The 23,600-nt window shown below is 43.3% G+C and carries 26 protein-coding genes; 11 read left to right on the forward strand and 15 right to left on the reverse strand.

All coding sequences use genetic code 11. The features are described from left to right. Positions 1–72: 72 nt before the first annotated feature. The 4 genes from ACJJIQ_RS03425 to ACJJIQ_RS03440 form a co-directional block, all read right to left on the reverse strand. Entirely contained in the window at positions 73–1,146 is a 1,074-nt protein-coding gene (locus tag ACJJIQ_RS03425; RefSeq protein ID WP_445363704.1) for an MJ1255/VC2487 family glycosyltransferase, read from the reverse strand. Further along, positions 1,143–1,649: a phosphatase PAP2 family protein gene (locus ACJJIQ_RS03430; RefSeq protein ID WP_413664977.1), complete on the reverse strand. Its 507-nt coding sequence runs from the start codon at positions 1,647–1,649 to the stop codon at positions 1,143–1,145. Before ACJJIQ_RS03430 ends, ACJJIQ_RS03425 begins: the two co-directional genes overlap by 4 nt. Positions 1,650–2,034: 385 nt before the next feature. Continuing rightward, positions 2,035–2,256 (reverse strand): DUF1653 domain-containing protein, encoded by a 222-nt coding sequence (locus ACJJIQ_RS03435; protein WP_413664978.1) that lies wholly within the window; start codon positions 2,254–2,256, stop codon positions 2,035–2,037. A gap of 8 nt (positions 2,257–2,264) precedes the next feature. Further along, positions 2,265–2,627 carry a DUF3301 domain-containing protein gene (locus tag ACJJIQ_RS03440; RefSeq protein WP_413664979.1) on the reverse strand — a complete coding sequence of 121 codons (363 nt, stop codon included), beginning with the start codon at positions 2,625–2,627 and terminating at the stop codon, positions 2,265–2,267. A 13-nt stretch (positions 2,628–2,640) separates the two neighbouring features. Between ACJJIQ_RS03440 and ACJJIQ_RS03445 the strand changes: the two genes are divergently transcribed. The 3 genes from ACJJIQ_RS03445 (at position 2,641) to tmpT (ending at position 5,084) form a co-directional block, all read left to right on the forward strand. Beyond that, a complete protein-coding gene (locus tag ACJJIQ_RS03445) occupies positions 2,641–3,336 on the forward strand; it encodes an SDR family oxidoreductase (RefSeq protein ID WP_444905910.1) in 696 nt (231 codons plus the stop codon). Positions 3,337–3,695: 359 nt separating this feature from the next. Then, positions 3,696–4,205, forward strand: a complete 510-nt coding sequence (locus ACJJIQ_RS03450; RefSeq protein WP_445363705.1) for a DUF1097 family protein — start codon at positions 3,696–3,698, stop codon at positions 4,203–4,205. Between the two features lie 240 nt (positions 4,206–4,445). Continuing rightward, entirely contained in the window at positions 4,446–5,084 is a 639-nt protein-coding gene (gene tmpT / locus ACJJIQ_RS03455) for a thiopurine S-methyltransferase (protein ID WP_445363706.1), read from the forward strand. A 19-nt stretch (positions 5,085–5,103) separates the two neighbouring features. Here tmpT and ACJJIQ_RS03460 read toward each other — a convergent pair whose 3' ends face one another. The 3 genes from ACJJIQ_RS03460 to ACJJIQ_RS03470 form a co-directional block, all read right to left on the reverse strand. Beyond that, the gene (locus ACJJIQ_RS03460; protein ID WP_445363707.1) at positions 5,104–5,436 is read right to left on the reverse strand and encodes a GIY-YIG nuclease family protein; all 333 of its coding nucleotides are present in this window, start codon (positions 5,434–5,436) and stop codon (positions 5,104–5,106) included. After that, positions 5,411–6,502, reverse strand: coding sequence for a PA0069 family radical SAM protein (locus ACJJIQ_RS03465; protein ID WP_445360055.1), 1,092 nt, complete (start codon positions 6,500–6,502; stop codon positions 5,411–5,413). The genes ACJJIQ_RS03460 and ACJJIQ_RS03465 overlap by 26 nt, the downstream gene beginning before the upstream one ends. A gap of 154 nt (positions 6,503–6,656) precedes the next feature. Further along, positions 6,657–7,112: a Cif family virulence factor gene (locus tag ACJJIQ_RS03470; RefSeq protein WP_445363708.1), complete on the reverse strand. Its 456-nt coding sequence runs from the start codon at positions 7,110–7,112 to the stop codon at positions 6,657–6,659. A 713-nt stretch (positions 7,113–7,825) separates the two neighbouring features. On the opposite strand from ACJJIQ_RS03470, the gene ACJJIQ_RS03475 reads away from it, so the two are divergent. From ACJJIQ_RS03475 to ACJJIQ_RS03485, 3 genes are all read left to right on the forward strand, one after another. Continuing rightward, positions 7,826–9,115 (forward strand): hypothetical protein, encoded by a 1,290-nt coding sequence (locus tag ACJJIQ_RS03475; RefSeq protein ID WP_445363709.1) that lies wholly within the window; start codon positions 7,826–7,828, stop codon positions 9,113–9,115. 891 nt (positions 9,116–10,006) lie between these two features. Continuing rightward, the gene (locus tag ACJJIQ_RS03480; RefSeq protein WP_445363710.1) at positions 10,007–11,305 is read left to right on the forward strand and encodes a hypothetical protein; all 1,299 of its coding nucleotides are present in this window, start codon (positions 10,007–10,009) and stop codon (positions 11,303–11,305) included. Positions 11,306–11,355: 50 nt separating this feature from the next. Then, positions 11,356–12,600: a cation:proton antiporter gene (locus ACJJIQ_RS03485; RefSeq protein WP_445363711.1), complete on the forward strand. Its 1,245-nt coding sequence runs from the start codon at positions 11,356–11,358 to the stop codon at positions 12,598–12,600. Positions 12,601–12,614: 14 nt separating this feature from the next. On the opposite strand, the gene ACJJIQ_RS03490 is transcribed toward ACJJIQ_RS03485, so the two are convergent. The 5 genes from ACJJIQ_RS03490 to ACJJIQ_RS03510 form a co-directional block, all read right to left on the reverse strand. Further along, positions 12,615–13,244: a LysE family translocator gene (locus ACJJIQ_RS03490; RefSeq protein ID WP_445363712.1), complete on the reverse strand. Its 630-nt coding sequence runs from the start codon at positions 13,242–13,244 to the stop codon at positions 12,615–12,617. 91 nt (positions 13,245–13,335) lie between these two features. Further along, positions 13,336–14,193: an AraC family ligand binding domain-containing protein gene (locus ACJJIQ_RS03495; protein ID WP_445363713.1), complete on the reverse strand. Its 858-nt coding sequence runs from the start codon at positions 14,191–14,193 to the stop codon at positions 13,336–13,338. A 210-nt stretch (positions 14,194–14,403) separates the two neighbouring features. Further along, positions 14,404–14,643 (reverse strand): hypothetical protein, encoded by a 240-nt coding sequence (locus tag ACJJIQ_RS03500; protein WP_445363714.1) that lies wholly within the window; start codon positions 14,641–14,643, stop codon positions 14,404–14,406. A gap of 488 nt (positions 14,644–15,131) precedes the next feature. Continuing rightward, on the reverse strand, positions 15,132–15,443 hold the full coding sequence (locus ACJJIQ_RS03505; protein ID WP_445363715.1) for a hypothetical protein: 312 nt from the start codon (positions 15,441–15,443) through the stop codon (positions 15,132–15,134). A gap of 93 nt (positions 15,444–15,536) precedes the next feature. After that, positions 15,537–16,136, reverse strand: coding sequence for a thiamine biosynthesis protein ThiC (locus ACJJIQ_RS03510; RefSeq protein WP_445363716.1), 600 nt, complete (start codon positions 16,134–16,136; stop codon positions 15,537–15,539). A 317-nt stretch (positions 16,137–16,453) separates the two neighbouring features. Here ACJJIQ_RS03510 and ACJJIQ_RS03515 point away from each other — a divergent pair, with 317 nt between their 5' ends. Beyond that, positions 16,454–17,395 carry an IS1595 family transposase gene (locus ACJJIQ_RS03515; protein ID WP_445362153.1) on the forward strand — a complete coding sequence of 314 codons (942 nt, stop codon included), beginning with the start codon at positions 16,454–16,456 and terminating at the stop codon, positions 17,393–17,395. 651 nt (positions 17,396–18,046) lie between these two features. On the opposite strand, the gene ACJJIQ_RS03520 is transcribed toward ACJJIQ_RS03515, so the two are convergent. After that, entirely contained in the window at positions 18,047–18,280 is a 234-nt protein-coding gene (locus ACJJIQ_RS03520; protein WP_445363717.1) for a transposase, read from the reverse strand. A 317-nt stretch (positions 18,281–18,597) separates the two neighbouring features. Here ACJJIQ_RS03520 and ACJJIQ_RS03525 point away from each other — a divergent pair, with 317 nt between their 5' ends. Beyond that, a complete protein-coding gene (locus ACJJIQ_RS03525; RefSeq protein WP_445363718.1) occupies positions 18,598–19,218 on the forward strand; it encodes a hypothetical protein in 621 nt (206 codons plus the stop codon). Between the two features lie 60 nt (positions 19,219–19,278). Here the strand turns inward: ACJJIQ_RS03525 and ACJJIQ_RS03530 are convergent, their stop codons facing one another. Both ACJJIQ_RS03530 and ACJJIQ_RS03535 read right to left on the reverse strand, forming a co-directional pair. Beyond that, on the reverse strand, positions 19,279–20,160 hold the full coding sequence (locus tag ACJJIQ_RS03530) for a LysR family transcriptional regulator (RefSeq protein WP_445363719.1): 882 nt from the start codon (positions 20,158–20,160) through the stop codon (positions 19,279–19,281). A 12-nt stretch (positions 20,161–20,172) separates the two neighbouring features. Further along, positions 20,173–20,421, reverse strand: coding sequence for a hypothetical protein (locus tag ACJJIQ_RS03535; RefSeq protein ID WP_445363720.1), 249 nt, complete (start codon positions 20,419–20,421; stop codon positions 20,173–20,175). A 208-nt stretch (positions 20,422–20,629) separates the two neighbouring features. On the opposite strand from ACJJIQ_RS03535, the gene ACJJIQ_RS03540 reads away from it, so the two are divergent. From ACJJIQ_RS03540 to ACJJIQ_RS03550, 3 genes are all read left to right on the forward strand, one after another. Next, positions 20,630–21,712 (forward strand): NAD(P)/FAD-dependent oxidoreductase, encoded by a 1,083-nt coding sequence (locus ACJJIQ_RS03540; protein ID WP_445363721.1) that lies wholly within the window; start codon positions 20,630–20,632, stop codon positions 21,710–21,712. A gap of 451 nt (positions 21,713–22,163) precedes the next feature. Further along, positions 22,164–22,541: a MerR family transcriptional regulator gene (locus tag ACJJIQ_RS03545; protein ID WP_413662780.1), complete on the forward strand. Its 378-nt coding sequence runs from the start codon at positions 22,164–22,166 to the stop codon at positions 22,539–22,541. A gap of 36 nt (positions 22,542–22,577) precedes the next feature. After that, positions 22,578–23,150, forward strand: a complete 573-nt coding sequence (locus tag ACJJIQ_RS03550) for an NAD(P)H-dependent oxidoreductase (protein ID WP_445363722.1) — start codon at positions 22,578–22,580, stop codon at positions 23,148–23,150. The last annotated feature ends 450 nt before the right edge of the window (positions 23,151–23,600 follow it).

A 23,600-nucleotide genomic window follows, 5' to 3' on the forward strand; every position in this document is an offset into this window, starting at 1 on the left:
ATGTAAACGTGGAGAGGGTGCACTGGGCAATGACTGATTCTATGAATAGACTTGGCGATTATTAGAGTGCTTTTACTCGGATATTCTTTGAAATACTGGTGCTGCTTCTGCAACGGGCTTTGGTACCACCTTGCGCCACAGTTGGGAGGATAGTTCAGCTGGGCTTTGTCGGCACCCGGAAGCAATCCAGTTGCCCAGTGATTGAGCCACATCAGGCCAAACTATCCGAAGTGGAGGGGGGCAGTTGGCTAGCCACTTGTCGATCGTATAGGCATTTATCTGTTTTACGATTGTGGCCAGTTTGAGCTGATCGAGCGCTTTGGCATTGGCTTCCTGCTCAAATTGATTGGCGAGAGGCCTACTGAGAATGGGTTTTCCCAGAGCCAGGGTTTCAGCCAATAATTCAAATCCGCTATTGCAGATTACTGCTTTAGAGGTTGCCAGATCCTTCTGAAAGCCATTAATTGAGGGGGCCTTAACTTGAATATTACTAGAGGTAGGTAAATTGTGGGGTATACCGTAGACGATAAACCGATAGGGCAGCCTGGAAAGTTCGTCCAGCATCGGAATAGGCTGTTCGAAAGGCAAGTAAACTAGAATATGTTCACCCAACTCCTGGGAGAGTTCAGGTTTCTGAGGGACGATTGGCGGTAGTATTGGGTTGCCGAAGTGGTGCCAATGCAAACCGATACTCTCTTGTGTTGGGGCAAATGATTTTAGTACTGTGCGGGATGCCCACTTATTGCGAGGTACAGGGATCGGGAATTCAAAGGCGTATTGATGGCCGATACCGATGCTGCGTTTTTTCTTAAATTTCGCTGCCCAGGCCGTAACAGGTTCATAGTCACTGATAATTAAATCAAAATTATTAACCGGCAGTGTTCTTATATCCTTGATGAACCTTACTGCATTGATGTTTCGTAGTGTTGCGAAACTATTCAAGCGGCCATGACTGTGGATAAAAGTCATTCCCTCCCGCCACCAATAGTCTCCAAAAGAAGACATCTCAAATAAGCTTTCTCTTGGACGGCCTGAAAATAACCACTGGACCTCGAGATTTGGATACTTTTCGAATTGCTTAGCCAGCGCACGGGAGCGACTGATGTGCCCATTACCCGTGGATTGAACGCCGTAAAGTATCTTCATAAAAAGGCAGCACTCACAATTAAACTGACACTGGTCCCCAAAATAGCGCCGGCACAAATATCAGACGGGAAATGAACTCCCAGGCCAACCCTGGCGGCTCCGACACCGGTGGCCCAGATATAACCGAAGCTCCACATGGGGCTCACCTGTATAGACATCGCGGTTATAAATAGGAAGGCGCATGAGGTGTGGCCCGACGGTAAGCTGAAACGATCGTGCGCCACAATTACGGGACGCATGCCCGGGATTGCTTGGGGCGGGCGAAGTCGCCGTGTCGTGTTTTTTATCCCCCAGTACAATCCGCGCTCCAAGGCAACTGCGGTACATGCCAAGTACAGCAGTTGAATGGCTGAATTGAGCCATACATAGGTGAATAAAAGTGCCCCGGCTGCCCACCCATCCCCAGATTTAGATAGCCACAGATAGCGCCGGCGAGAGCTGGGGCGTGATGCCCGCTCAACCATATACAGCACTATGGACACATCAAAACTCTTTAGATTCATCGGTAAGCCTCGCATGCCGACAAGTTACAAATCGATTATTGCACGGACTTGACCGATTTATGTCGCAATAATGAAATCTTGACCAGGCGGGAAGAATAGAATGAAAGAGCTTATTTCAAAGGCTGAAAGATCCAACGAATAGTTGGCGCAAAATTATTCCAAATCAAAATTATAAGTAATTCGATTAATAAACGCTGGGGGTTTTCGGGGTCAGTTGTAAGCTGATAGTACACCTAAGTACCAGCAAGTTAGACAAAAGATTGAGTTGGATTGGGTGCAGATATAACTGAAGAAAGTTGCTTATCTTATTGGAAAAAATAATAGGCAGATAAAGTGACTTTGGAGGAAGCATGGCCCCTCCAAAATTAATTATATTTCAGTCAGGTCAGGCAGCTATGTCAAATGCCTGGACTAATTCAAAGCGTGGAGATTTAACGCCGTTTTTAGAAACTGTTTCATTAAATGTTCTTTGGGGTCTCACCCAGACGCCATAGCTTCCATAAAGGGCTCGGTACACAACCATAACCTCTTCGGATTCGCTATGTTTTGCGGTATGTAAAACCTCGTACAGATTTCCTTTGTAGTGACGATATAGGCCGCGTTGCATGGGTACCTCTAACTTACGTGGTGGGGGGCAAGCTGTAACTGTTGGATGCGATTCCCGTGAAGTACAGCAGTGCCTGAATAGCGATGTTCGCCTGTAGAAGTAAACTCAAACTTGTAACTGCGGTGAAGGCTGAAAAACCCCCTCTTATCCTTTTTGATTCGAGTACGAACCAAAAGCACGGTGTCGTCTAACAGTTGGACACCGAGCTGTCGGCAGTGATCAGAAGCGGCTCGCCGGACGTGCTCTTTAGCGGCCATACTGGCCCAGATATACCAAAGAACCACAAAGAACAGGGAAAGCCACAGTATGTCGCTGAGAGTGTAATACATTGCTATACAGTTGCTATGATCGCTTTCCCGCAAGAATACCATTTAAGGAGCGCCAATGTCCGGCACGATTTTAATTACTGGCTGCAATCGGGGAATTGGACTTGAGTTGTGTGCCCAGTTTGCCGAAATTGGCTGGAAAGTCCTGGCTTGTTGCCGGGAACCGAAGAAAGCCGCTGAGCTCGCGGTGTTGCAAGAACGCTACCCCTCGATACAGTTGATTCGCCTAGATGTGACCGACTACGAACAGATGATCTCTCTAGGTAAGGCCTTTCAAGGAGAGCCGATAGACATATTGCTCAACAATGCAGGTTACTACGGGCCGAAGGGCGTGGGATTTGGCGCTGTTGACCGCGCAGAGTGGCGTCGAGTTTTAGAGTCCAACACTATCGCCCCCTATATGATGGCAGAAACTTTTTGTGACAATGTTGCGGCCAGCGAGCACAAGCTAATCGCGGTGATGAGCAGCAAGGTTGGGAGTATCGCTGATAATCGCTCTGGCGGGGGATATATCTACCGAACTTCAAAGACAGCCGTAAACCAGGTCGTCAAAAGCTTATCTGTCGATTTAGAGCCGAGAGGAATCACGGTTCTCGCTTTGCATCCGGGGTGGGTAAAAACGGCTATGGGCGGCCCCGGAGCACTGATTTCTGCTGAGGAAAGTGTCGGCGGACTAAAAAAGCTGCTTTTATCAGTAACGCCAGCAAAAACGGGTCGATTTTATAACTATGACGGGACAGAAATTCCCTGGTAACGCTTGTAATGGGCTGTGACAAAACTCCTTTGAGAATCTAATAGAATGCAGCTCCCACACTCTGCCGGCCTGAATACGAGGTCGCTTGAGTAGCCTTGATCAGTCGAATTTATGCATTTCAACTTTTTGCACATGGCCGGCGGGTGAGTCTGTTTTGTCTGCTTCGTGCTACTGCCTGCTGATTGCAAGATTGGGCAAGAATACGGAAGAAGTTTTCTATCCCCCAGAGTGGGAACTACCTGAAAATAGCTTCATATCAAGGAATGGTTCTGATAGATCCTTTCAGAGTGTTGGCGGGTTTTACGTTTTAGGCAAGGAATCTTACCTCTTATCAGGGTGTCCTCGAAGGAGTGGAAATCATGAAGTGGCCCAGTGTTTTAACCAAGCGTAAAAGCTTGTCCCCCCAGTTACTGAAGTCACCAATCCTTGCAATTCTCATTGTTGCGGCACTCGTCGGTTATCTGGGCGGAATGCCAATATGGGTAGCGGTGTTGGGTGTTATTGCCTATTACTCCAGGGGGCGTGATTGGCGGGCAGGTGCCTACAATCTCGCATGTGTGGTGACCGGGCTGGGGTTGGGGTTGGGCGCTCAAACAGCGGCACATAAATGGCAAATTGACCCAAGTATCCTGGTTGGGCCGATTGCACTTCTCTTCTCGATTATCAGTGTATGGGCAATGGGAATGGTGACCGGTATTCGGAACGTCACCAGCTATGCCATTGGTATCATTATTGCGTTTCTTGCGCAGTTGGACATTACCTTGGATACCTATTTTCAACTGATTGCAACGGTATCTATCGGTGCAGTATTTGCCGGCCTGATTGATATTTTATGGCCGCGTCAGCAACGAGCAGTAAGGACTTGTTGAAAGATTAATCTGAGTGCTTTAGGGAAAGGGTTGTAAGGGGTTCAGTAAGATTGAATAGAGGTGTAGTTCAATGGTAAAACGTATATTGCTATCTACAGCAATGGTATTTGTTGCGGCTTTGGCGTTTACTGAACCCTATGAGTCTGAAAGTAGTATCGAAATGGAATACTACAGAACACTTCTTCATTGATGTAATTCGTTTCTTATCTATTTTTTTACCTTGGATTGTAGGAGCCAGTTGTGAAGGAAGAATTTTGGCACGATAAGTGGAAAAGAAATGATATTGGCTTTCACGAGGCGGCCGGCAATTCGTTGTTGACCGAATTCTTTTCCAGTCTCTCTCTGTCTCCGGGTGATCGGATTTTCTTGCCGCTATGTGGCAAAACGAAAGATATTGCTTGGTTATTAGAACAGAATATCTCAGTCGTTGGCTGTGAACTCAATGAGGAGGCCGTGAAGCAGCTCTTCAGTGAAATGGCAGTAACCCCACAGGTAAGCCAGGTAGGTAATCTGAAGTGCTACTCTGGTGCCAACATCGATATTTTTGTTGGCAATATATTCGATTTGGGTAGAGAGGAGTTGGGGCCGGTTGTAGCGATTTATGATCGGGCTGCACTGGTAGCCCTCCCCACAGATATTCGTGAGCAATATGTCAGACACTTAATGGCTATTACCCAGGTCGCACCTCAACTCCTCGTATCCTTCGAGTATGAACAAGCTCAGATGCCTGGCCCACCTTTTTCTGTTGGGAGCCGTTTGATTTATGAATATTACGATGCCGATTATAGCCTACAAGTATTAGCGACAAGAGACGTTGTTGGTGGGCTTAAAGGCAAGGTTCCCGCAAGAGAAGAGGCATGGTTGTTAACACCAAAGTGATAATGGCTTTCTCAACAAGCTAAATTTCTGGCAGGGAATGAGAGCCAAGTATTAGTTTTTCCTTTTTTGATTTTGGCCACTTCTTAATGGCTATTTCCATTTTCAAGGCGGTTGATTTATCGGGTAGCCCCACAGAGAACACGAGCGTAAGGGGCCCCTTACCTCGTAGTGCTTTTGCCGCCTTTGGGCCATCACTACAGTGCTCAGCAAAACGCCTCTCCAAATCATTGGTTATACCGGTATAGAGTGTTCCTCTGGCCGTTCGAATAAGATAGAGAAACCAATTCACCCTCAGCCCTTCCTTCTTTTTTATATAGCCCATAGATTCAAGAGAATAAATCCTGCTGCTCATTAGTGCGAGGCGGTGGCTTGAACTGTGAGCAATCCAAGGTAAGGCGCCGATGATCCAAACCCAGCTTTTTCATTGCCACTTGAAAGCGTCTCTGGAGTAGTTGAGCAAATATGCCAGTGCCAGTTCGCCTTTGGGAAAATTCACTTTGATAGTCCTTACCTGCACGGCTTTGCTGCACCAGGCTCATGACATGCTTTGCTCTTTCTGGGTAGTGTACCTCTAACCATTCCCGAAATAGAGGGGCAACTTCATAGGGGAGGCGCAATAGGATATATGCGGCTCTTACAGCCCCTGATTCCCGCGCAGCTGCAAGAATCGACTCCAGTTCACAGTCATTGAGAGCGGGGATCATAGGCGCAGCGAGTACTGCGGTAGGAATGCCCGCTGTACTCAGCTGTTCAATTGTTCGCAGACGAGCAGCAGGGCCAGCGGTCCTTGGCTCAAGCTTACGCTTAAGGGCATTATCTAGCGTGGTCACACTAATGGCGACTTGGGCCAAGTTATCTTGTGCCATTTCTGCCAGCAGTGGGAGGTCTCGCAAGATTAGCTGGCTTTTGGTGACAATGGTTACCGGCTGGCGAAACTCCTGCATAAGCTCCAACAAACTACGGGTTATCTCTTTCTCTCGTTCCAGAGGTTGATAGGGATCGGTATTGGCTCCCAGAGCGATGGGACTGCACTGGTAGCTGCTCTTTCGTAGTGCTTTCTCTAAAAGCTCAGCAGCATTTGGCTTGTAGAAAATCTTGGTCTCGAAATCGAGCCCTGGCGATAAATCCATGTAGGCATGGGCTGGGCGGGCATAGCAATAGATACAACCATGCTCACATCCCCTGTAGGGGTTTATCGATTGGGAGAAAGGGATATCTGGAGATTGATTAGTCGAGATAATAGTTTTCGCCTTTTCCTCAATGGATGAGGTTATTAGTCTCACCGGCTGATCAGGCTCCACTTGCCAGCCATCAGTTTCACGGGAGCTGGAAAGTTCAGCAAAGCGCCCAGGGAGGTTAGAAGCGGTTCCTCGGCCCTTGCATGGGGATGGCGCTTTAGTGGAAGGATGATCTGACATTTTTTTAGCGATAACTGTATTAATGTACAGTTTACGCCTTAATTTTGAAGGATTGCAAGCCTTAGCGGATTTACCTGGAGAGGAAAATAAGTCTGGATTTGGTTTCCCCAAGAGGCAATGCCTCTTAGGGTCTAATTGTGCTCGTAAATACTGCTTAGGCAGTGACTGCGGGGTTATATTTCGATTCCATTGTCAGCCCGGGTCTTTCGTCATCCCAAATCATATGCACTACCTTCCAGGATTCGCCATCGTTCAAAAGCTGGATACTATTTATCCCTCTTTTTAGGAATTGGGTTTTCTCCTTATCGCTCCAGGCCTCATAAATACTGAAGACGTGAGCAATATTTCCAAATTGCTCGATAATATTGTGTATTTCAGTTTCATAGAAAGGACGATCTGCAATTAGATTTTCAAAATTTTCTGGATATTCTTGGACGCTGAGGATCGTAGACTGGGGCTTGCCATTGCTATCCTCAAATGTGCGTATCATTTTTGCATCAGGGGAAAATAATGATGCCTGTCTTTCCCAGTCGCGTTGAAATCCTGCAGGTCCGGAAATACCGCTGTAAAGTTCATCTACTACTTTTTGAATTTGAAGCTTGTCTTTCATGCTCATCTCCTTGCTTTTTAAGTATGAAGTCAAACTGCTGGGACTTTGCGAAAGCGTACTAGCTGACGTTTGCCGCTAATACTTAATTGATTTTATTACTCTCGTGCTCTTAATGTTCTTAATATTGGAATTGAGCTTAATCCCTTTTTCTACTGATGTCAGTAAAGAAATGTGAGCTTGATCTCAGCTGTGCAAGAAAGACCGTGGGGCGTTCGTACCTATTGCTACGTCACAGAAAGTTTGATTGTTATGTAGAAGAGTAAATTATCATCGATATGTTTGCTAATATAGCTTTATTAAGTTTTAGTCTTAATATTCGCTCATTAAGTTGATGCATGAATATTATAACTCATTAGAAACTCAGAGCAATCAATCGGGAAAAGTACAAAATTAAAAATAAAACACTATGGAATAGTGTTTCTGAAGTTCTGTCGCTGCGAAATTAGCGATAATTCTTACCCGATATTTCTAATCTGAGGGCTGTCGTTTTGCTTTTGTGTCAAAAGATAAGACGTAAATATGATGATTTGGCCCTCTGCTGAGGGCACCATAAAGCTGCATATCGTATATATCACCATATACTGTTTCCTTGGTAAATCAATTGGGATCAAGTTTCTAGTAGAGGCTGCTCTTCAGCTTTCTAATACACAAATTACTAAATAATGTTGCCTATACTAAGTGCTTATACGCGCTATAAGGTGACATTTTTTAGCATGAATTCAAGAGTGCTTTCTCGTGAATTAGGGCGGCAAGAAGCGCTTTACGTTGAGCTGACCAAGCAGTCAAAAGGCGGATTGCAATTAATTACCTTCACTAAGGTATGTGAACCTCTTACCCCCGAGTCACTATGTAAGGGGTTTGCTGTGCTCCATCAGCACCATCCCCTATTGCGGGCGAGGGTTGTAAAGAATGCCCACTACAAATGGGTATGTGATGTGAAATTTTCAGACATTCCTATTAAAATTCTCCAGCTAAATAACCCTTTAAATTTTGAGTTGGAATATGCCCGTCAAGCGGAGAACTATTTGGATAGTGAGAAGTATGCATATAGCCTTACGATTTTCACAAATGACAAGGGGTTGGTAGAGTGGGTGGTATTTAATAATATCCATGCCGTGATGGATGGCCGCTCTATCATGACTATATATCTGGAATTAGATAGGCTGCTGCTTGAGAACTATATGGAAGCAAAGGTCGAATCTTTACCATTGCAGGAAAGTATAGTAAATAGATTGGGGGATGCAGGATATGTAGGGGAGAAACATATTTTTCATGGGGGAGAAGAGAATTCTTATAGTCGACTTGTAGAGACACCTGCACCTGTAGGTGAGCGAAGGGCTAATGCGATAGCTCGCTTATTAAATCCAGATATTATTCGGTCACTGGCAAAAATTGGTAAGCCTAGGAATATAAGAATTACTTCGATGCTTTGTGCAGTTGCCTCTATTGCTGCAGAGACGCTGCCTGGCCTCAAAAAAGAAACGGAGATTGTTTTAGCTATGGATGTTAGGGGGCTTTGTGATCCCCCGATTTCCTTTGAGCATGTGGGCTCATTTTCATATACCACTTGTTTGAAGGTTCACAAGGGGGCTGCCTTGATTGATTTTCTAGACCTTGCAGAAGATTTTCAGTTTCAGGTGCTTTCTGCTCTATCTAAAAAGACTCCACTAGCTAAGAAGTTAGAATCCGTTTATACGGTTTCTGACATAGAGAATATGGCTGCAAAAACCACTTTTGCGAATGAATCCTTTATGGCTGGAATTTGTGTATCAAATTTAGGTAGCTTGGATAAGTTGGGCGGGAAAATGAAAATATTTGAAGTTGAAAAAGGAATGGTTACACAGACAAATGGTTTGAGCCCCTTAACAATAATATCATATACAACCAATCGTAATTCCAGTTTTATTTTTGGTTACTGTGAGCCATTACTCAGCCATAAAAGTGCCGTTAATTACGCAGATCGATTTATAGAGATCATACGTATTCTTGTCTCTCAGAGATAGTGCTCTTAACTTTTTTATAGTAAGTAACTGGCTCTATTTTATCTCAGTTAGGTTTAAAAGTCGCGATTTCTGAATTGACCAATAAAGAATACGGTACTTCTCTAGCTGTTTAATTTGTTAGGTTGCGTAGCCTAGCTTTAATTAAATAGAGTGCTGCCTGCTAGGATGTGAGGAGGACTGTATGTGAAGTTTTGATATAATATTTCCTGATATTTTATTGCTTGAATGTAAATTAAAAGTCTACTTAATGAAATGAATTTTTAACTTGAAATTTGTGCCTGTTTAGTGATTTTGTTTATTGATAATTATTGGTGGGTTGATTGGGTTGATTGGGTTGATTGGGTTGATTGGGTTGATTGGGTTGATTGGGTTGATTGGGTTGTTTTAGGTTGGTCTAACTCCTTAATTTTTATATAGGGTTTCTAGGTTGCTTTCTTTTTTCAAGTGAGAGTTTCAAAGGAAGATTAAATTATTCTTGTATTGTGTTGTGTTATTTAAGTTGTCAATTTAGATGCATAGATTGCTAGGCGCATTTTCTATTTCGTACTCGGTTGCGGTGAGTTTCTCCATAGTGGTGATGACAGTTTGATGAAAAGAAATTCTTGTAGAGGTCATTAATAATCACTTTTTATATAAAAATTAGTTGAATTCTATTTAGGTAAGGCATGATAAGATATCTATACATAAGCAATTTATTTTAACCTTTTAATCTGTTTAAACGAAGGAACAAATCGATTATTAATTGCATTGTGATTGTGCTAGCTGTCTTAGTGATCCGTTCTCTGTATCAGTAGACAATCTCAAACAAACACAGTCTAACTATTTTCCTATACTGAAGAGGGTGCTTCTTGTATTACATGTGATGTACCCATTAGTAAATGCGAGGCCTGCATGGAGAATGAGCCACTCTCACGTGAGTTGGGGCCCCAAGAGGCTCTATTTGTTGAATTGACTAATGAGTCTCGTGGTGGAGCTCAGCTAATATCGTTTGTTCGTCTCTGCGATTCTGTTACTGTCGAACAGTTATACAGAGGCTTTATCTTTTTGCATAGAAAACACCCAATGCTTCGGGCGAGAATCAAAATGGGCGCCAAGCCTTCTTGGATTTGTGATGTCGGTTTTGAAAAAGTACCTCTAATCATAAAGCAGTTAAATGAACCTTTAGAATACGAAAGTGAATACCTTTGGCAGCAAAATCAATTTATTGACATAGAAAACTGCGCCTATGGGATTACTTTGCATGTTAATGTGGATGGTGAAGTTAAGTGGGTCATCATTGTTAGTAACCATGCTGCATTGGATGGTCGGTCAATAATGACACTTTTTCGTGATTTAGACAGATTTCTGGAGAAGGAGGGAAGCTATATTAGCCAAGAACCTAAGCCGTTAAGAAAAAGTGCGGGTGAGTATCTTCACTTGGCTGGGTTTAAGGATGTTGATTTATTTAGCATACAGAAATCCAATAGCTGTAGAAGATGGGAAGTAGAGCAAGCGGCACCTATTGAAGACAGAAAAGGATGCTCAATTCTTAAGTTGATGCCTCCTGAAGTAGCAGAAGCTCTATCACAAACGGCTAAAAATTGGGGAGTTTCACTAAGTTCACTATTTAGCGCTGTAGCCGTTTGCGCTGCGCAGAACATGCCTACTTTCCCAGGGGAGACTGAAATAGTTGTAACGATAGATATTCGTGGATTATGCAAGCCATCAGTAAGCTTGGATGAAGTCGGATCCTTTTCGGCTACGGCCAATTTATGTGTTACAAAAAAAATGCTTTCTAAAACTCTAAAGTCTCTAGCTAATGACTTAGACAAACAGCTAGGTTTGATTTTGAATAAAGAGGCTCCATTTGCAATAAGCTGTGATACTCATTACGAATTTTATGATGTGAAAAATTTTGCAAAATCATTGACGGCAGAAAGTACTGTATTTCCTTCTGGTATTTGTGTTTCTAATGCCGGCAATATGCAGCGGCTAGCCGGAGAGCTTCGATACTTTGAAATTGAGTCAGGTATGGTTGTACAAACCCATGCCGCACACCCGCTAATGGTAATTACGTATACCACCAGTAGAAATACTATTTTTGTATTTGGATATTGTGAGCCCTTAACTAGCCATGAGAGTGCGCACTTGTATGTGGAGTCCTATGTAAAACTTGTAAAGTCTCTACTTGTAGATGGGAGTGTTCAGTGAGGATGTGTCTGTATCCGAAGTTAGAATGCACTGGTAATGGGAGTGGATAAGTGAATGATATAGTCACTGTTGTAGGGCAGGGGCTATATCTCGCTGCCGCTGCAGTTATTGGGCTGGGCATTGCAAGGATCTTACGTATTGATAATACACTTGGCTGCCTTGTCGCAGGAGTGCTGGCGGCTTTGTTACTTCCCATTATTGAATATGATACAGGCTTGCGTGCAACCAGTATCAGAGAGCTGGTATTCTTTGTTATTTTACCGGTATTAATTTTTGAGTCTGCCTGGCAGCTGGAACCTAAAGTCTTAAAGCGCTGGATTGGACCTGTACTGTTATTCTCTACACTCGGTTTGGTTATTTGTGCAGTTCTTATTGCAGCAATTACTTATTACGGCATTGGTCATCCGGAGGGGTTTCCTTGGGTGGCGGCCATGTTGACCGGGGCTATTTTAGCGGCTACTGACCCTGTTTCTGTAGTTAATAAGTTGCGTCAGGAAAAAACAGGAGAAGATCTCTTAACCTTGGTAGATGGAGAGAGCCTCTTCAATGATGCTGCAGCTGTAGTGCTCTATTCGTTAGTGTTAGGGCTAGCTACCTATGGTATTGTAGAAAGCTCGTCGATGGGGGCTGCAACCCCTTCGCTGGACGCGACTTCAGTGACACTATATTTTTGCATGGTATTTTTCGGTGGCGTTGCGATTGGGCTTATTTTTGGCTTGATAACCACTCTTGTTATATTGTTTCTGCGATCTCCCAGTGCAGCTTTAATGACTCTAGTAATCGCTGCATTTGGTAGTTTCTATTTGGCGGAAAGTATTTTTCATGTGTCAGGTATCATTTCGGTAATGATATGTGCAATTGTTGCTCGAGCGTGCTTAAGTAAGCAAAATAGCACCTATTTGACTCATGCGGGTCCAACCTGGGAGTGGATGGGGCTGTTTTTTACCGGCATTATTTTTGTAATTATGGGATTGGTGATTACTTTTGAGATGTTTACCCACCAATGGCTGGCGATGGTTATTGCTACAGCAGCTGCTTTAGGAGCTAGAGCATTATCTGTATTCTTAGTGGCACCTCTGACTCGCTTTGTTGGCCCCCCGATACCGAAATCCTGGCGTCTGTTAATGAGTTGGGGCGGGCTGCGAGGGGTTATTGCGGTCGCTCTGGTGCTTTCTCTTCCAGTTGAATTGCCCTATTGGTGGACAATTCAATCTATGGTATTTGGCGTGGTCCTTTTCTCCTTGTTGGTACAGGGGACTACCAGTGGCCGCTTGATTCATAAATTAAACCTTTGAGCTAAGGTTCCAAGTCATACAGCCTTTAGGCTAATAGCGGTTGGGTTATCAGCAATTAACCACACAGCGACAAGAAGCAGACTGAGTGCAAAAAGCTTGTTTTGCAGATTTCTATTTTTATCGCTGATAAGTGCTTTCGATAAGGTCCGACCAAAAGCGATCCATGAAAAGTGTGTCACAAAGTTGAGTATGGTGATCATAATAATCAAGGTGATAACACTGCTTTCATTGCTCTCCTCTTGCTTTGGTGCGAACACAGAGAACATAGTAATTACTATCATCCAAGCTTTAATATTCATACTTTGAATCAGCATTCCCTGCCAAATACTTACCGATTTGGTGGCAGTTTTTCCAGGCTCTTTATTAGGCTTTATAAAAACGTAAGCAAGGTAAATTAAGTAGATGGCACCAGTCCACTGTAAGATGGTCATTACCATAGGGTAGTGAATTAGCCAGCTCATAAATCCGAAGCCAACCAATAAGGCCTTCATTAGAAATACAATGTCTATGCCTGCCAGTAAAGGTAAGGAGCGACGAATACCCAAGCTGGCTCCGGCTGCAGCAAAGGTGATATTGGCAGGTCCTGGGCTAAAAATTAGTGGGAACATTACTGCCAACCAGGCTAATAGAAACTCTAAGCTCATATATATTACTCATGTCATAGAAGAGATATCGCTATGAGAAGTAGCTCACACTGTTTAACGGTGCGCTTTGTTTTCCCAGAGATAGGGGAGCTTAAAGGGAGTAGAAGGAAGGTTCTTGTACGAAATTGCGCTGTGCAGACTTTAAGTAGCGAGCAGGTGTGATACCGAAAGCACGCTTGAAGTTTCGACTCAAATGGCTCTGATCAAAAAAACCGCAGTCGATAGCCACCTCAGCCACCTGGGCTCCCGTACGAAATAATGCTCGGGCCCTTTGGGTTTTTAGGAGGATTAGGAATTGATGTGGAGGAACGCCAAACTGCGCATTAAAACTACGAATTAGCTGATATCGACTCATGCCAGTTAATTGGCACAATTCATCCAGTGTCACATTTCTTTGCCAGTTTTCCTGTAAATAAGCACGGGCCTTCAAGACTCCCTGTTTGTTAGACGATGACTTCGGGTAGATCTTTTGGTCGCCGTGACGGGCAAAGAGCTGGCTAATTGCCAGGGTGAGTAGAGAGTCTGTTGAAAGGGATAAAGCGTTCATTTCAAGACTGCTATGTAGCTTGTAAAGGAGCTGAAAAAGCTCAGGATCATCCAATAGTGGCCCTTTCAAAAATGGTACGGGTGTTTGATTCAGCAGAGTGTGTTCCCTGAGGGTTTCCTCAATGAGCGCCGTGTCAAAGTAAAACATACGGTAGTACCAACCGGAGTCACTTCCGGAAAAACCGGTATGAATCTCCCCTGGATTAAGCGCAGCAAGGGTTCCCTGAGGAAGAGTCACTGTTTCACCGCGATAATCGAGCTTTTCTACGCCAGAAAGGAAGATTCCAATAGCGAGTTCATCATGCCAGTGCTTGGCAAAGGAAAACTTATGGAAGTAGGCGTGAAAAAGCTCTATGCCGCAATGACTCGGACTTCGCCAAGCCTTAGAGAATTCCTTTCGCACTGATAACCCTCGTATAATAAATAACCATTACTTTACAGAAAGAAAGGGTGGTAAGGCAAAGTTACAGATAGGTGTGTAACAATTGAATAGTGGAGAGGTTTGAAGTGGTACTTTTGATATCGAGTGTCTTTGTTTGGTAAGTATTTACCTTGCGAAATATATATTGCCCATTCTTACTTCGTAGCTCACTGATTTTATCCTACCCGTGTATCAGCCAGGATTTGAAACTATTGTTCCGTCCAAAGAAAACCAGCCACCTTTACCCTCCTCAACGAAGGCATATTTCTTCCCATTTGAATAAAATCCTGATCTGTATCTGATCAATCTATAGTACTCGGAGTCATCATATTTAACAGAAGCTTCCAATACCACAGGGTCGCTTGTAGCAGATGAAATATAAATAAAGTCTGGCAATTCATCTCGCCCAAATAATTTTGGCTCATCTACCAATAAGTTACCTGTTGGGAAAGCTCGGAATTGATTTTTCCTTATGTAACTTACAGGTTTATTCTACCCAAATACAATGGACATATAGAAAGCTATACCTGTTAGGAAAATAATTAAAGTAATTTTGGTTAAGATTTTTCTTCGAATTTTATTCATGTCGTTTAACACAATAATTTTGCGCTCCGTGAGAGGCAAGTTTTTAATTTAAGCCTTCGAAGCCCAAGAATGGAGATCCAACCCTCATAGTAAATGGCGTTGACTAGTCTTGTAAAGTGTAACGATGCTACTTGAGAATATCATTACGAGCATGTCCCTCTTTTTTGTAGATGGCTCCTTAAGAAAGCCTATGATAGGCTGGAAACGATTTTCTTAAATATTAATAACCGATCACCTTACCGAAATTTAACGCTTTCGATAAGCGGTTTCTGGAAAGTGGGGTGAGTTGTTCTTTCCTGGGGGGGGTAATCGAACACATTGCTAAACGCCCTACGCTACCCCTTGCTATTTTTCTTTGCTAGGTACTCCTTAAAAGTCCAATACTGTACCCCCTGCATTTCTCTCTCCAGCTCATCCATATCATCGGGGCCAATCTCACTCGGAAACGGTTTTGAAAGCATCGAGCGTACTTGCGCTAGCCTATCACTTACCCTTGCACTCTGAAAATAATCAATAATTTCATCTTTCCATGCCTCTTCACCAAACTCGTGGTGTACTTTATTTATTTGATCCAGTGAGACCACGAATTCATTGATATCTCTAAGAACCGACAGGATCTCTTCTTTGCTATATATTAGTTCATCCACTATAAAGGTCTCTTTCTATAAGTCTTAAATGGGCGGCCGAGCAATCTGTTGTGAAGTCACGCCCGACTTGATTATTAGATTGAATTTCGTGTATTAGTCCTCACGGGTAATAGTCAAAAGACAAATCGCCAAGAGTAAGGTTGCAAGAACACCCGATGCTCCAGCAACGGATGAGGGTAAATAGGAATCACGTCCAAACGTAATCGAAATAGCATTAGCAAACATTGCAATAACGCCAACTGAGGCAGTCAAACCTCCCAGCACTTTGGAGCTCCCATTCATTTTGGCAACCCCAAAAATAAGAGCGGCAAAGCCCAGCAAAAATTTCGCCGCGTAATAGATCATAAATGAAAAAGCCACAACGGCCCCCGCCGCAGCTCCAAGCGCCTCTAATTGGCTAGCGACCTCCCGAAATGGCATAAACATAGTGGCGCCAATGCTCACTTGCATCACGTTGAATACAGAGCTGAATGCAATAGCGGACCACCCTACATGGTGGTTTTTAGTCTGCACCATGGCCGCTCCAGCAAAAGCTGAAAGAATGGTAAATAGCAAGCCCTCCAGCCCCCAGAAAAGTTGCCGTGAGGGGTTAATCTCTGCAACATACAGCATGGTAAAGAGTGCCTGTGTAACTACTAGCGCCAACAGCAGAAAAGCTATGATTTGGATATTTCGCGCACTGGTGAGCTTCATAGTTAGATGCCTCGTATTTTCTATTTATGGATCTTGCTTATAAAAATAGGGGTTGGCCTTATTTATTTTATATCGAAATATTGGGATATGCGGATTGCTCGAACCTAACTATATATTTATATCGGGTCATAGGAAAGCAAGCGTCCCCAACAAAAATTTTTAGATTATATGTGTCAAAGTCTACTTTTTAGGATCGGACCTTGCGATTGAGGTCGCATCATAGCTTAGCAAAATAATTGCCTAATTACCACTCTTGCTAAGTTATGCGTAACTGTATATAAATACAGCTATCTCGTTGATCTGCAAGGGAATACGCCATGGCTCGCAACAAGGTACAGTTTCAGAAGGGTATTAGTTTGACCCAATTCCTCAAAATGTACGGCAGCGAGGAACAGTGCTTCGATGCACTGTCGCAGTGGCGTTGGCCCAATGGCTTTAGTTGTCCTCACTGCGGGCATGACAAGCATTGCGACCTCGCTTATCGCAAGCTTAAGCAATGTAACCATTGTCGGCGTCAGACATCGATTACCTCTCGTACAATTTTTGACTCCACGAAGCTCCCCCTCACCACCTGGTTTCTCGGTATTTTCCTGATTACTCAGGATAAGAAGGGCATTTCCTCTATGGAGCTATCTCGACATCTAGGTATCTCTTACAACGCAGCATGGCGTATGAAGCAGAAACTCATGCAAGTGATGATGGAGCGAGACCAACGATACAAACTGTCCGGTTTTATTGAACTAGATGATGCCTATCTCGGTGGTGAGCGTACTGGATGCAAGCCCGGGCGCGGAGCCAAGGGTAAAACTCCCTTTGTGGCGGCCGTTGAAACAACCAAGGAGGGACGCCCAACCCGTATTAAGCTCTCAATTATCAAGGGCTTCAAAAGCAGTGAAATTTCAACCTGGAGTAAAAAGTACCTTTGCAGTGGCAGCACAGTCATCTCAGATGGTCTTCCATGCTTCAATGCCATTAAGGAGGCCGGTTGTGTACATGACAAAATTGTTTGTGGTGGTGGCCGAGCTTCTGTTGAAGAGCCTGAGTTCTATTGGGTAAATACAGTACTTGGTAATTTAAAGAGTGCGCTACGTAGCACTTACCATGCTATTAGGCCGAAATATGCACAGCGCTATTTGGCAGAATTTCAATATCGCTTTAATCGGAGGTTTGATTTGTCGGCACTCATTCCAAGATTGATTTACGTCTCTCTTCGGACACCACCGATGCCAGAAAGGTTGCTAAAAATTGGCTTAGCATAAGTGGTAATTAGGAATAATTGTGAAAAAGAAGCGATTGTAAAAAAGAGCAATTTCTTCATTTTATTATCATATTGTTAAATGGATCTGTGAATGGTATTAGCGTAACTATCTACGCCTAAAGATCTGTAAAGAGAGCTCGAAGTGAAGTGTAGCCCGTCTAGTCCGTATGTTTTTCAAGTGATCATGCTGTTGCTGTTTGTTACGTGTTTAGCTAATTTGACAGCCGTTTATAATTGAGGCAACTAAAACTATAAAAATAACTAGAAGCTATTCCATGACTTCTTTAACGTAATTAACATACATGCAACATAGAAAAAGCACGATAAATGGACAAATATCGCTCCCCTCAAAAAAACCAAACGGCGGTAATTTACTAGCCACATAAAATCTGCTTAACTTTCCAACGGAGGGCATACCTTCTGAGCCTTCTACTATCCTGCCTTGAGGCTTTTTTCCTATTTATCCTGTGTGACCAGATAAGGTCAATTCCAGGACACAATAGACTATCTCGAAGAGGATTAGAGTCCGCCGCCTTACCATAAACTAAACGATGAATCTTTCAATTTTTATATGTAACATCAAGTAATGGGTGTAATAACTTTACTTCTGCTGGTGAGGTCGAAGTAATGGTGCCTCTCAGTTAAGCAAAGACTATTGATCCAACAGCCCCAGGAATCTTCTCCATGCCTGTAACCAAACACCTTGCTCTTCCCAAAGTTGAAGCCTTCTCCAGCATGTACTCGGTGATGGATAGTATAAAGGAGGATCTTTCCATCGTGCTCCAGAACGCAAAACCCACAGGATGCCTTTAAAACAAGCTCGATTATCAATGGGTTTTGGACCTCCCTTTTCTCGTTTTAACTTAGAAAGACAAGGTTCGATCAATTTTCATTGACCATCGGCTAACTCTGACTTGAATCGGCTCACTATTGCTGCACTTTTTCCCTGTAATTGCGTGAGAATGGCAGATTTCAAGTTATGAAACAGCCTCTAATGTTGTTAAGTCCATTTACTGGCAGCTGGGGAGGCATACTATGCGAAGAAAAGGAATCCTCGAAAGTTATTATTGGATTGAGGATAATGAGGAATATCTAGGGAGCCTCTGAATAACTCCGTGATACCTCTGGCATGCAGAGCGGTTCACAATCAAGGCGCGGCTTCGCAGGAATGTCTAGACCTTTCAAGAAGTCGCAACGCGGAGTGTGAATCGCTCTGCAAGCCCCGAAGGGCGGGCCTTAAAGGCCACAGCTGCTGCGTTGCAGCTCTTGCAAAGGACTACGGCCATTCACGGCGAGCTGCGCCTAACATCTGCAGCCTTCAAGACCCGCAGAGGCATTACGGAGTTATTCAGAGGCTCCCTAGCAGATATTTTTCTTGAAATTTATCCTTTGATTCAAGGCTCTAGAGCTATAAATACCTCCTTTGATTCAGGTGTTCTTGGAAGGAAACCTATGAGGCTCACTAAAGAAGATATCAGTTTGGGCTGGCATACGAGTAATCGGCGAGCTGTTTCGCCCATCATTAGTGAGCCAAATTTCGAATCATTCCTTTTTACGGACAGCTACGATGAGTGGTACTTCTTCAGGGAGACACCAAAAAAGTTTGATGCTGTAGCCCTCTGTAACTATCTGGGAATTTCCCTTGGAAGAGCGGATGAGTTTAATTTTGAGGGCGGTTGCGATCTTATTGCAGCACTATCCGAGTATCAGCCTGTTGCCGTAGCTGGTTGGAATGATTCATTTTCTTACTATCTAGTTAATGAGGAGCCAAAGAGTTTCTCTCGTAAAATACAAGCACCTGGTAGGTCAGCTTCAAATTCTTAGAATCTATATATTAAACATAAAGAATCTGAAAAATTTTGGTCGAAATATCGTAAGTGTTTTTTAATGAAAACCCTGAAGCTTTAGGAATAATTGCCAAAGGTAACTTGCTACGGGGCCCATTGGATTAGAAGCTTGTCTTGCCACGCGTACTTCCAGTTCTTGCGGTTTTGGGATCCCTTCCACTGCAATGGGAGCTAATAAGCCCTGTTCAAGCTCCGCTTCTATCATATGTTCTGGTAGCGTACCCCAACCCATACCTTGAAGAATAATTTCTTTTTTAGTTGGAAAATCGTTGACTCTCCATTGATCGCCCCCTTCAAGCACCCCGTAGGTTTTAGTGGATGACTTCCTACCACTGATGATCACCTGGGGATGGCGTAGCATAATCTGCCTTGGGACTTCCTCGTATTGGGTAAGTAGGGGAGAGTCGCCAGCGATCACAGAAATGAATTTCATATTCATTAGATGAATGGATTCAAGCTGGTCGTAAGTTTCAGTCCACGGAATAATAGCTATGGAAACCTGGCCTCCCTTCAATAAGTCCAGTGGCCCAAGGCCATTTTCGGAATAGACCTCCAAGCGTGTTTTTGGGTACTCAATTTTGCACTGACGGATTGCGCTGAGTATTGGGCCGACTGGTATGGCGGAAGTAAACGCAATACCTACTTCCAGTTCTTCTCCTGCGACTAGCTGTTTAGCTAAGCTCTCAAACGAGTGGGCTTCAGCTAGTACATGTTTGGATTGTTCATACAGGGCTTTGCCGTCAGCTGTGAGTGTGCTCCTGTATTGGTCCCGATCAAACAATTGTAGATTGAGGTCCGCCTCTAATTTCTTGATGGCGGCGCTTATAGTGGGCTGTGTTCGGTGAAGTGTTTGGGCAGCAGCTTTTAGCGAGCCACCTTCAACTATCGCCTTAAAATATCGTAATTGTTCCAAAGTCATAGTGGCGTGAGCTTAGAGAAAATATAGGTCAGTTTCTGATGCAGCATATTTGAGGATCTTAAACTGAAAATAGCCATTAACTGGCTTTCTTTTGTGAAGCATCTTTTCTGTTGTGCTGACAACATGAGTAATCTGCACTTGATACCATTTGCCAGTGCTTGCAAACTGGACAGCATCAACACCGCTGATCATTTTGAATGAGTAACGTAAACCAGCTATTTGTTTTTCTTCTGCCAGCAGAAGCTGGGAGTCTGCATACACCTTTTTACTACATACCTGCGCGGTATCATCACCCGATATCAGCTAAACCAACATGTTAGTCAAAAGCTAACAAGAGGTTAGATTATAGTTAATATCATTAGCTTAAGTCTAACTTTATCCTTATCTCCTTATCCAAAAGTGACATGTTCGTGAGGCATTGCGAGCGGTCGCGCTTTATCCGAACAGTTGAACGATATTGAGGCGAGTTATGATCAAACGGACAGACGTGTTAATCGTTGGTGGAGGCTTTGCTGGTGTTTCTGTGGCCCAAAAGTTAGCTAAGCAGGGTATGCAGGTGGTATTGGTTGACCGAAAGGACCATTTTGAAGTGACCTTTGCCACATTACGTAATGCGATAGCGCCTAACTTACTGACTGCTAATCCACGTAAATATTATCGTGACTTTATTCAGAGCGATTTTGTTCAAGCAGATGTGGTTTCCATGGATGACCGGATAGCAAGGTCATCAAATGGATTAGAGATCCACTTTAAGCAGGCAGTTATCGCGACAGGCAGTCGTTACCCAACCTTGCCGATAGCTAAATCCACATCAGCTTATACGATTTCCGAGCGTGAGCAAGAAATGCGGAATGAGCAAAAAATACTGGCGAAATCTCAGTCAGTTTTGATTGTAGGAGGCGGTACCGTGGGTGTGGAGCTGGCCGGGGAAATTAGCAGCGCTTATCCCCATAAAACCGTGACGTTAGTCCATTCTAAAGATGTACTACTTGGCCATCTTAAGCCTAAAGCTCAGAACAAGGCGCTAGAACAGCTTACGGCTAAGGGTGTTAGCGTACATCTCAATACCCGGTTAGTTAAAGAAGGTGCAATTTACCGTTCTATAAATACTCAAGAAACTTTCAAGGCAGACTTGATTTATGAATGTGTAGGTATGTCGCCAAATACCGAGTTTCTAAAAACAGAATTACCCGGTGTGTTAGATAAGATGGGATTAATTAAAGTGGACGAATATATGCGGGTTAGGGGTTATTCTAACCTTTATGCGATAGGTGATTGCTCTACTCTGGATGAAAATAAGCACGGCTATATAGCAAATGTTCAAGGAGGCATCTTAGCGAGCGTTATCATTAATCAAGCCAAAGGTAAAAAGGCTAAGCCTTATAAAACACCTAGTTATGCCATTGTTACGCCGACCGGTACAGAGACAGGTGTAGCTCAAATGCCCTTTGGTGTTTTTACTTCAAAGCTATTTGTTAACCTGAAACAAAAAGACATGGGGATAGGCCACATGCTTAAAGCGAGCGGTACAACTCCAGACTTACTTAGCTAGAGCTTTTTGGTATACAGTAGAGTACCTCTAATTAAAATCTACCAGTCTCTAAGGTTTCTCTGAATAGACATTCTCACTGACCATTGAAAATCAAGTAAGAGGTAGTCCAGATACTAGCCATACTTGCCAGATGCGTATGAGGCGGCATAGAGGTGTTACTGCCATTAGTAGTAGTTTATTTACGTAGTTAGGTTCCCCGTCTGAATTTATTACAGGAAATTAGAGGACCTTTTCTTCTTAATTTGCGGTATTGCGTATTTACGTTCTCCAACGTAATGTTTGTGCCGAAAGCATGAGAATGTAAGAAGTGAGCCCCGGCTCTTATGGGTTTCTACTAGGTACCCGTAAGAGCTGCGAAGGTCCCAAACTCATGGAAGGCTCCTTTCATGTGATGAATATTTTTCATAGGCTGTAATCTCAACGGGAAATTGAGCATAGGTAGGAGGTCTGTATGTTTATAGGAGAGGTGTCAAGAAGAACGAATCTCACTGTAAAAGCGATAAGATTTTATGAGGAAAAAGGCCTTATTGCCGTTCCTAAAAGGCAGGGCAGATATAGAGTCTATACGGCAGAAGATGTTGAAATTCTTACTTTGATCTCAGAAGCCAAAGTACTTGGGGTGACTTTGGCTGAGTTGAAGGATGTTATTCGGTACCATAATGGAGAGGTTGATTGGGCTCGAATCAGCGTTTTTCTGAAGAAAGTAAAAAGAAAAATTGAGGCTGAATTGGAATCACTTTCTAATAAAGCTGAGAAGGTTGATCAATGTATTGCGTCTATAGATTCCTGTCATAAAAGCCTTGACCCTCCCCTTAAGGGGAGACGGTAGACTTTTCATCATGTCTTTAAGCAATAGTATGACGAGATGAAAAATATCCTACTTTTAAATGGCAATCCAAAGAAGAACAGTTTTGTTAAGCAGTTGAGCGATGTCTATGAGTCTGAAGCAAAGAGACAGGCTAATGTTCGGCGATATAACCTGTCGGAAATGGACTTCAATTCGAATTTAGAGTTTGGGTACGATGATTATCAAGTATTGGAGGATTGTCTATCTGAATTTCAAGAGGCTCTTAAATGGGCACAGCATATTGTTGTGGTGTCGCCTATTTGGTGGGGCGGATTGCCAGGAAAGCTAAAAGGCTTGATTGATCGATCTTTTCTTCCCGGAACTACCTTTAAATTTGAGAGTGGTAGTGCAGAACCGATACAGCTTCTTAAAGGCAAAACATCAAGAATAATTTTGACAATGGATGCCCCTACAGAATATTTAGAAGAACAAGCAAAGCCAGTATTAGAGCAGCTTGATCGATTTACTCTTCAATACTGCGGCTTCTCGAAAGCAGAGGTTAATTTATTTGGTTCAATGATTATGTCTGATAAGAATCAACAGGGTTCCTGGTTGAAAGCTGTTAAGGGACTTGGTGCTAGATGTATTTAGCCTAGAACATATCAATCTATGTTAGTTATGACTTCCTAACGACAACCAATACACTTGACGATACTTTAACTTCAATCGGTAGAGATCTAAGTAAGTGTATTTCAGGCAATGTATCTAATTGAGCTGCACTTTCTACCAGATTGATGTCTATCTGGTAGAAAATGCAGCAGCCATTGGGACTAAAGTATCGCTCATTCTTAATCCCGCAGAATAAAAATTGATCATTCGATTGATATTAGAAAATAGTGCTCGTTACTCCATAGTTTCCATCATCATCTATTCTTTTGGACAGACTTGTGGATTTACTTACAGCGAATAGGTGGATATCTGAGGGTGTATCTATAAATTTAAGATCGTCGTGTCCCGATAACTCTCTCTGTAACTGAGTGCTCAGTGTGGATTGGCAATACTAAATGAGCCGCAAGGTCAGTATATATGGAGGGCAAAAGG

This window comes from Microbulbifer maximicatervae (SeqCode) (assembly GCF_052468295.1).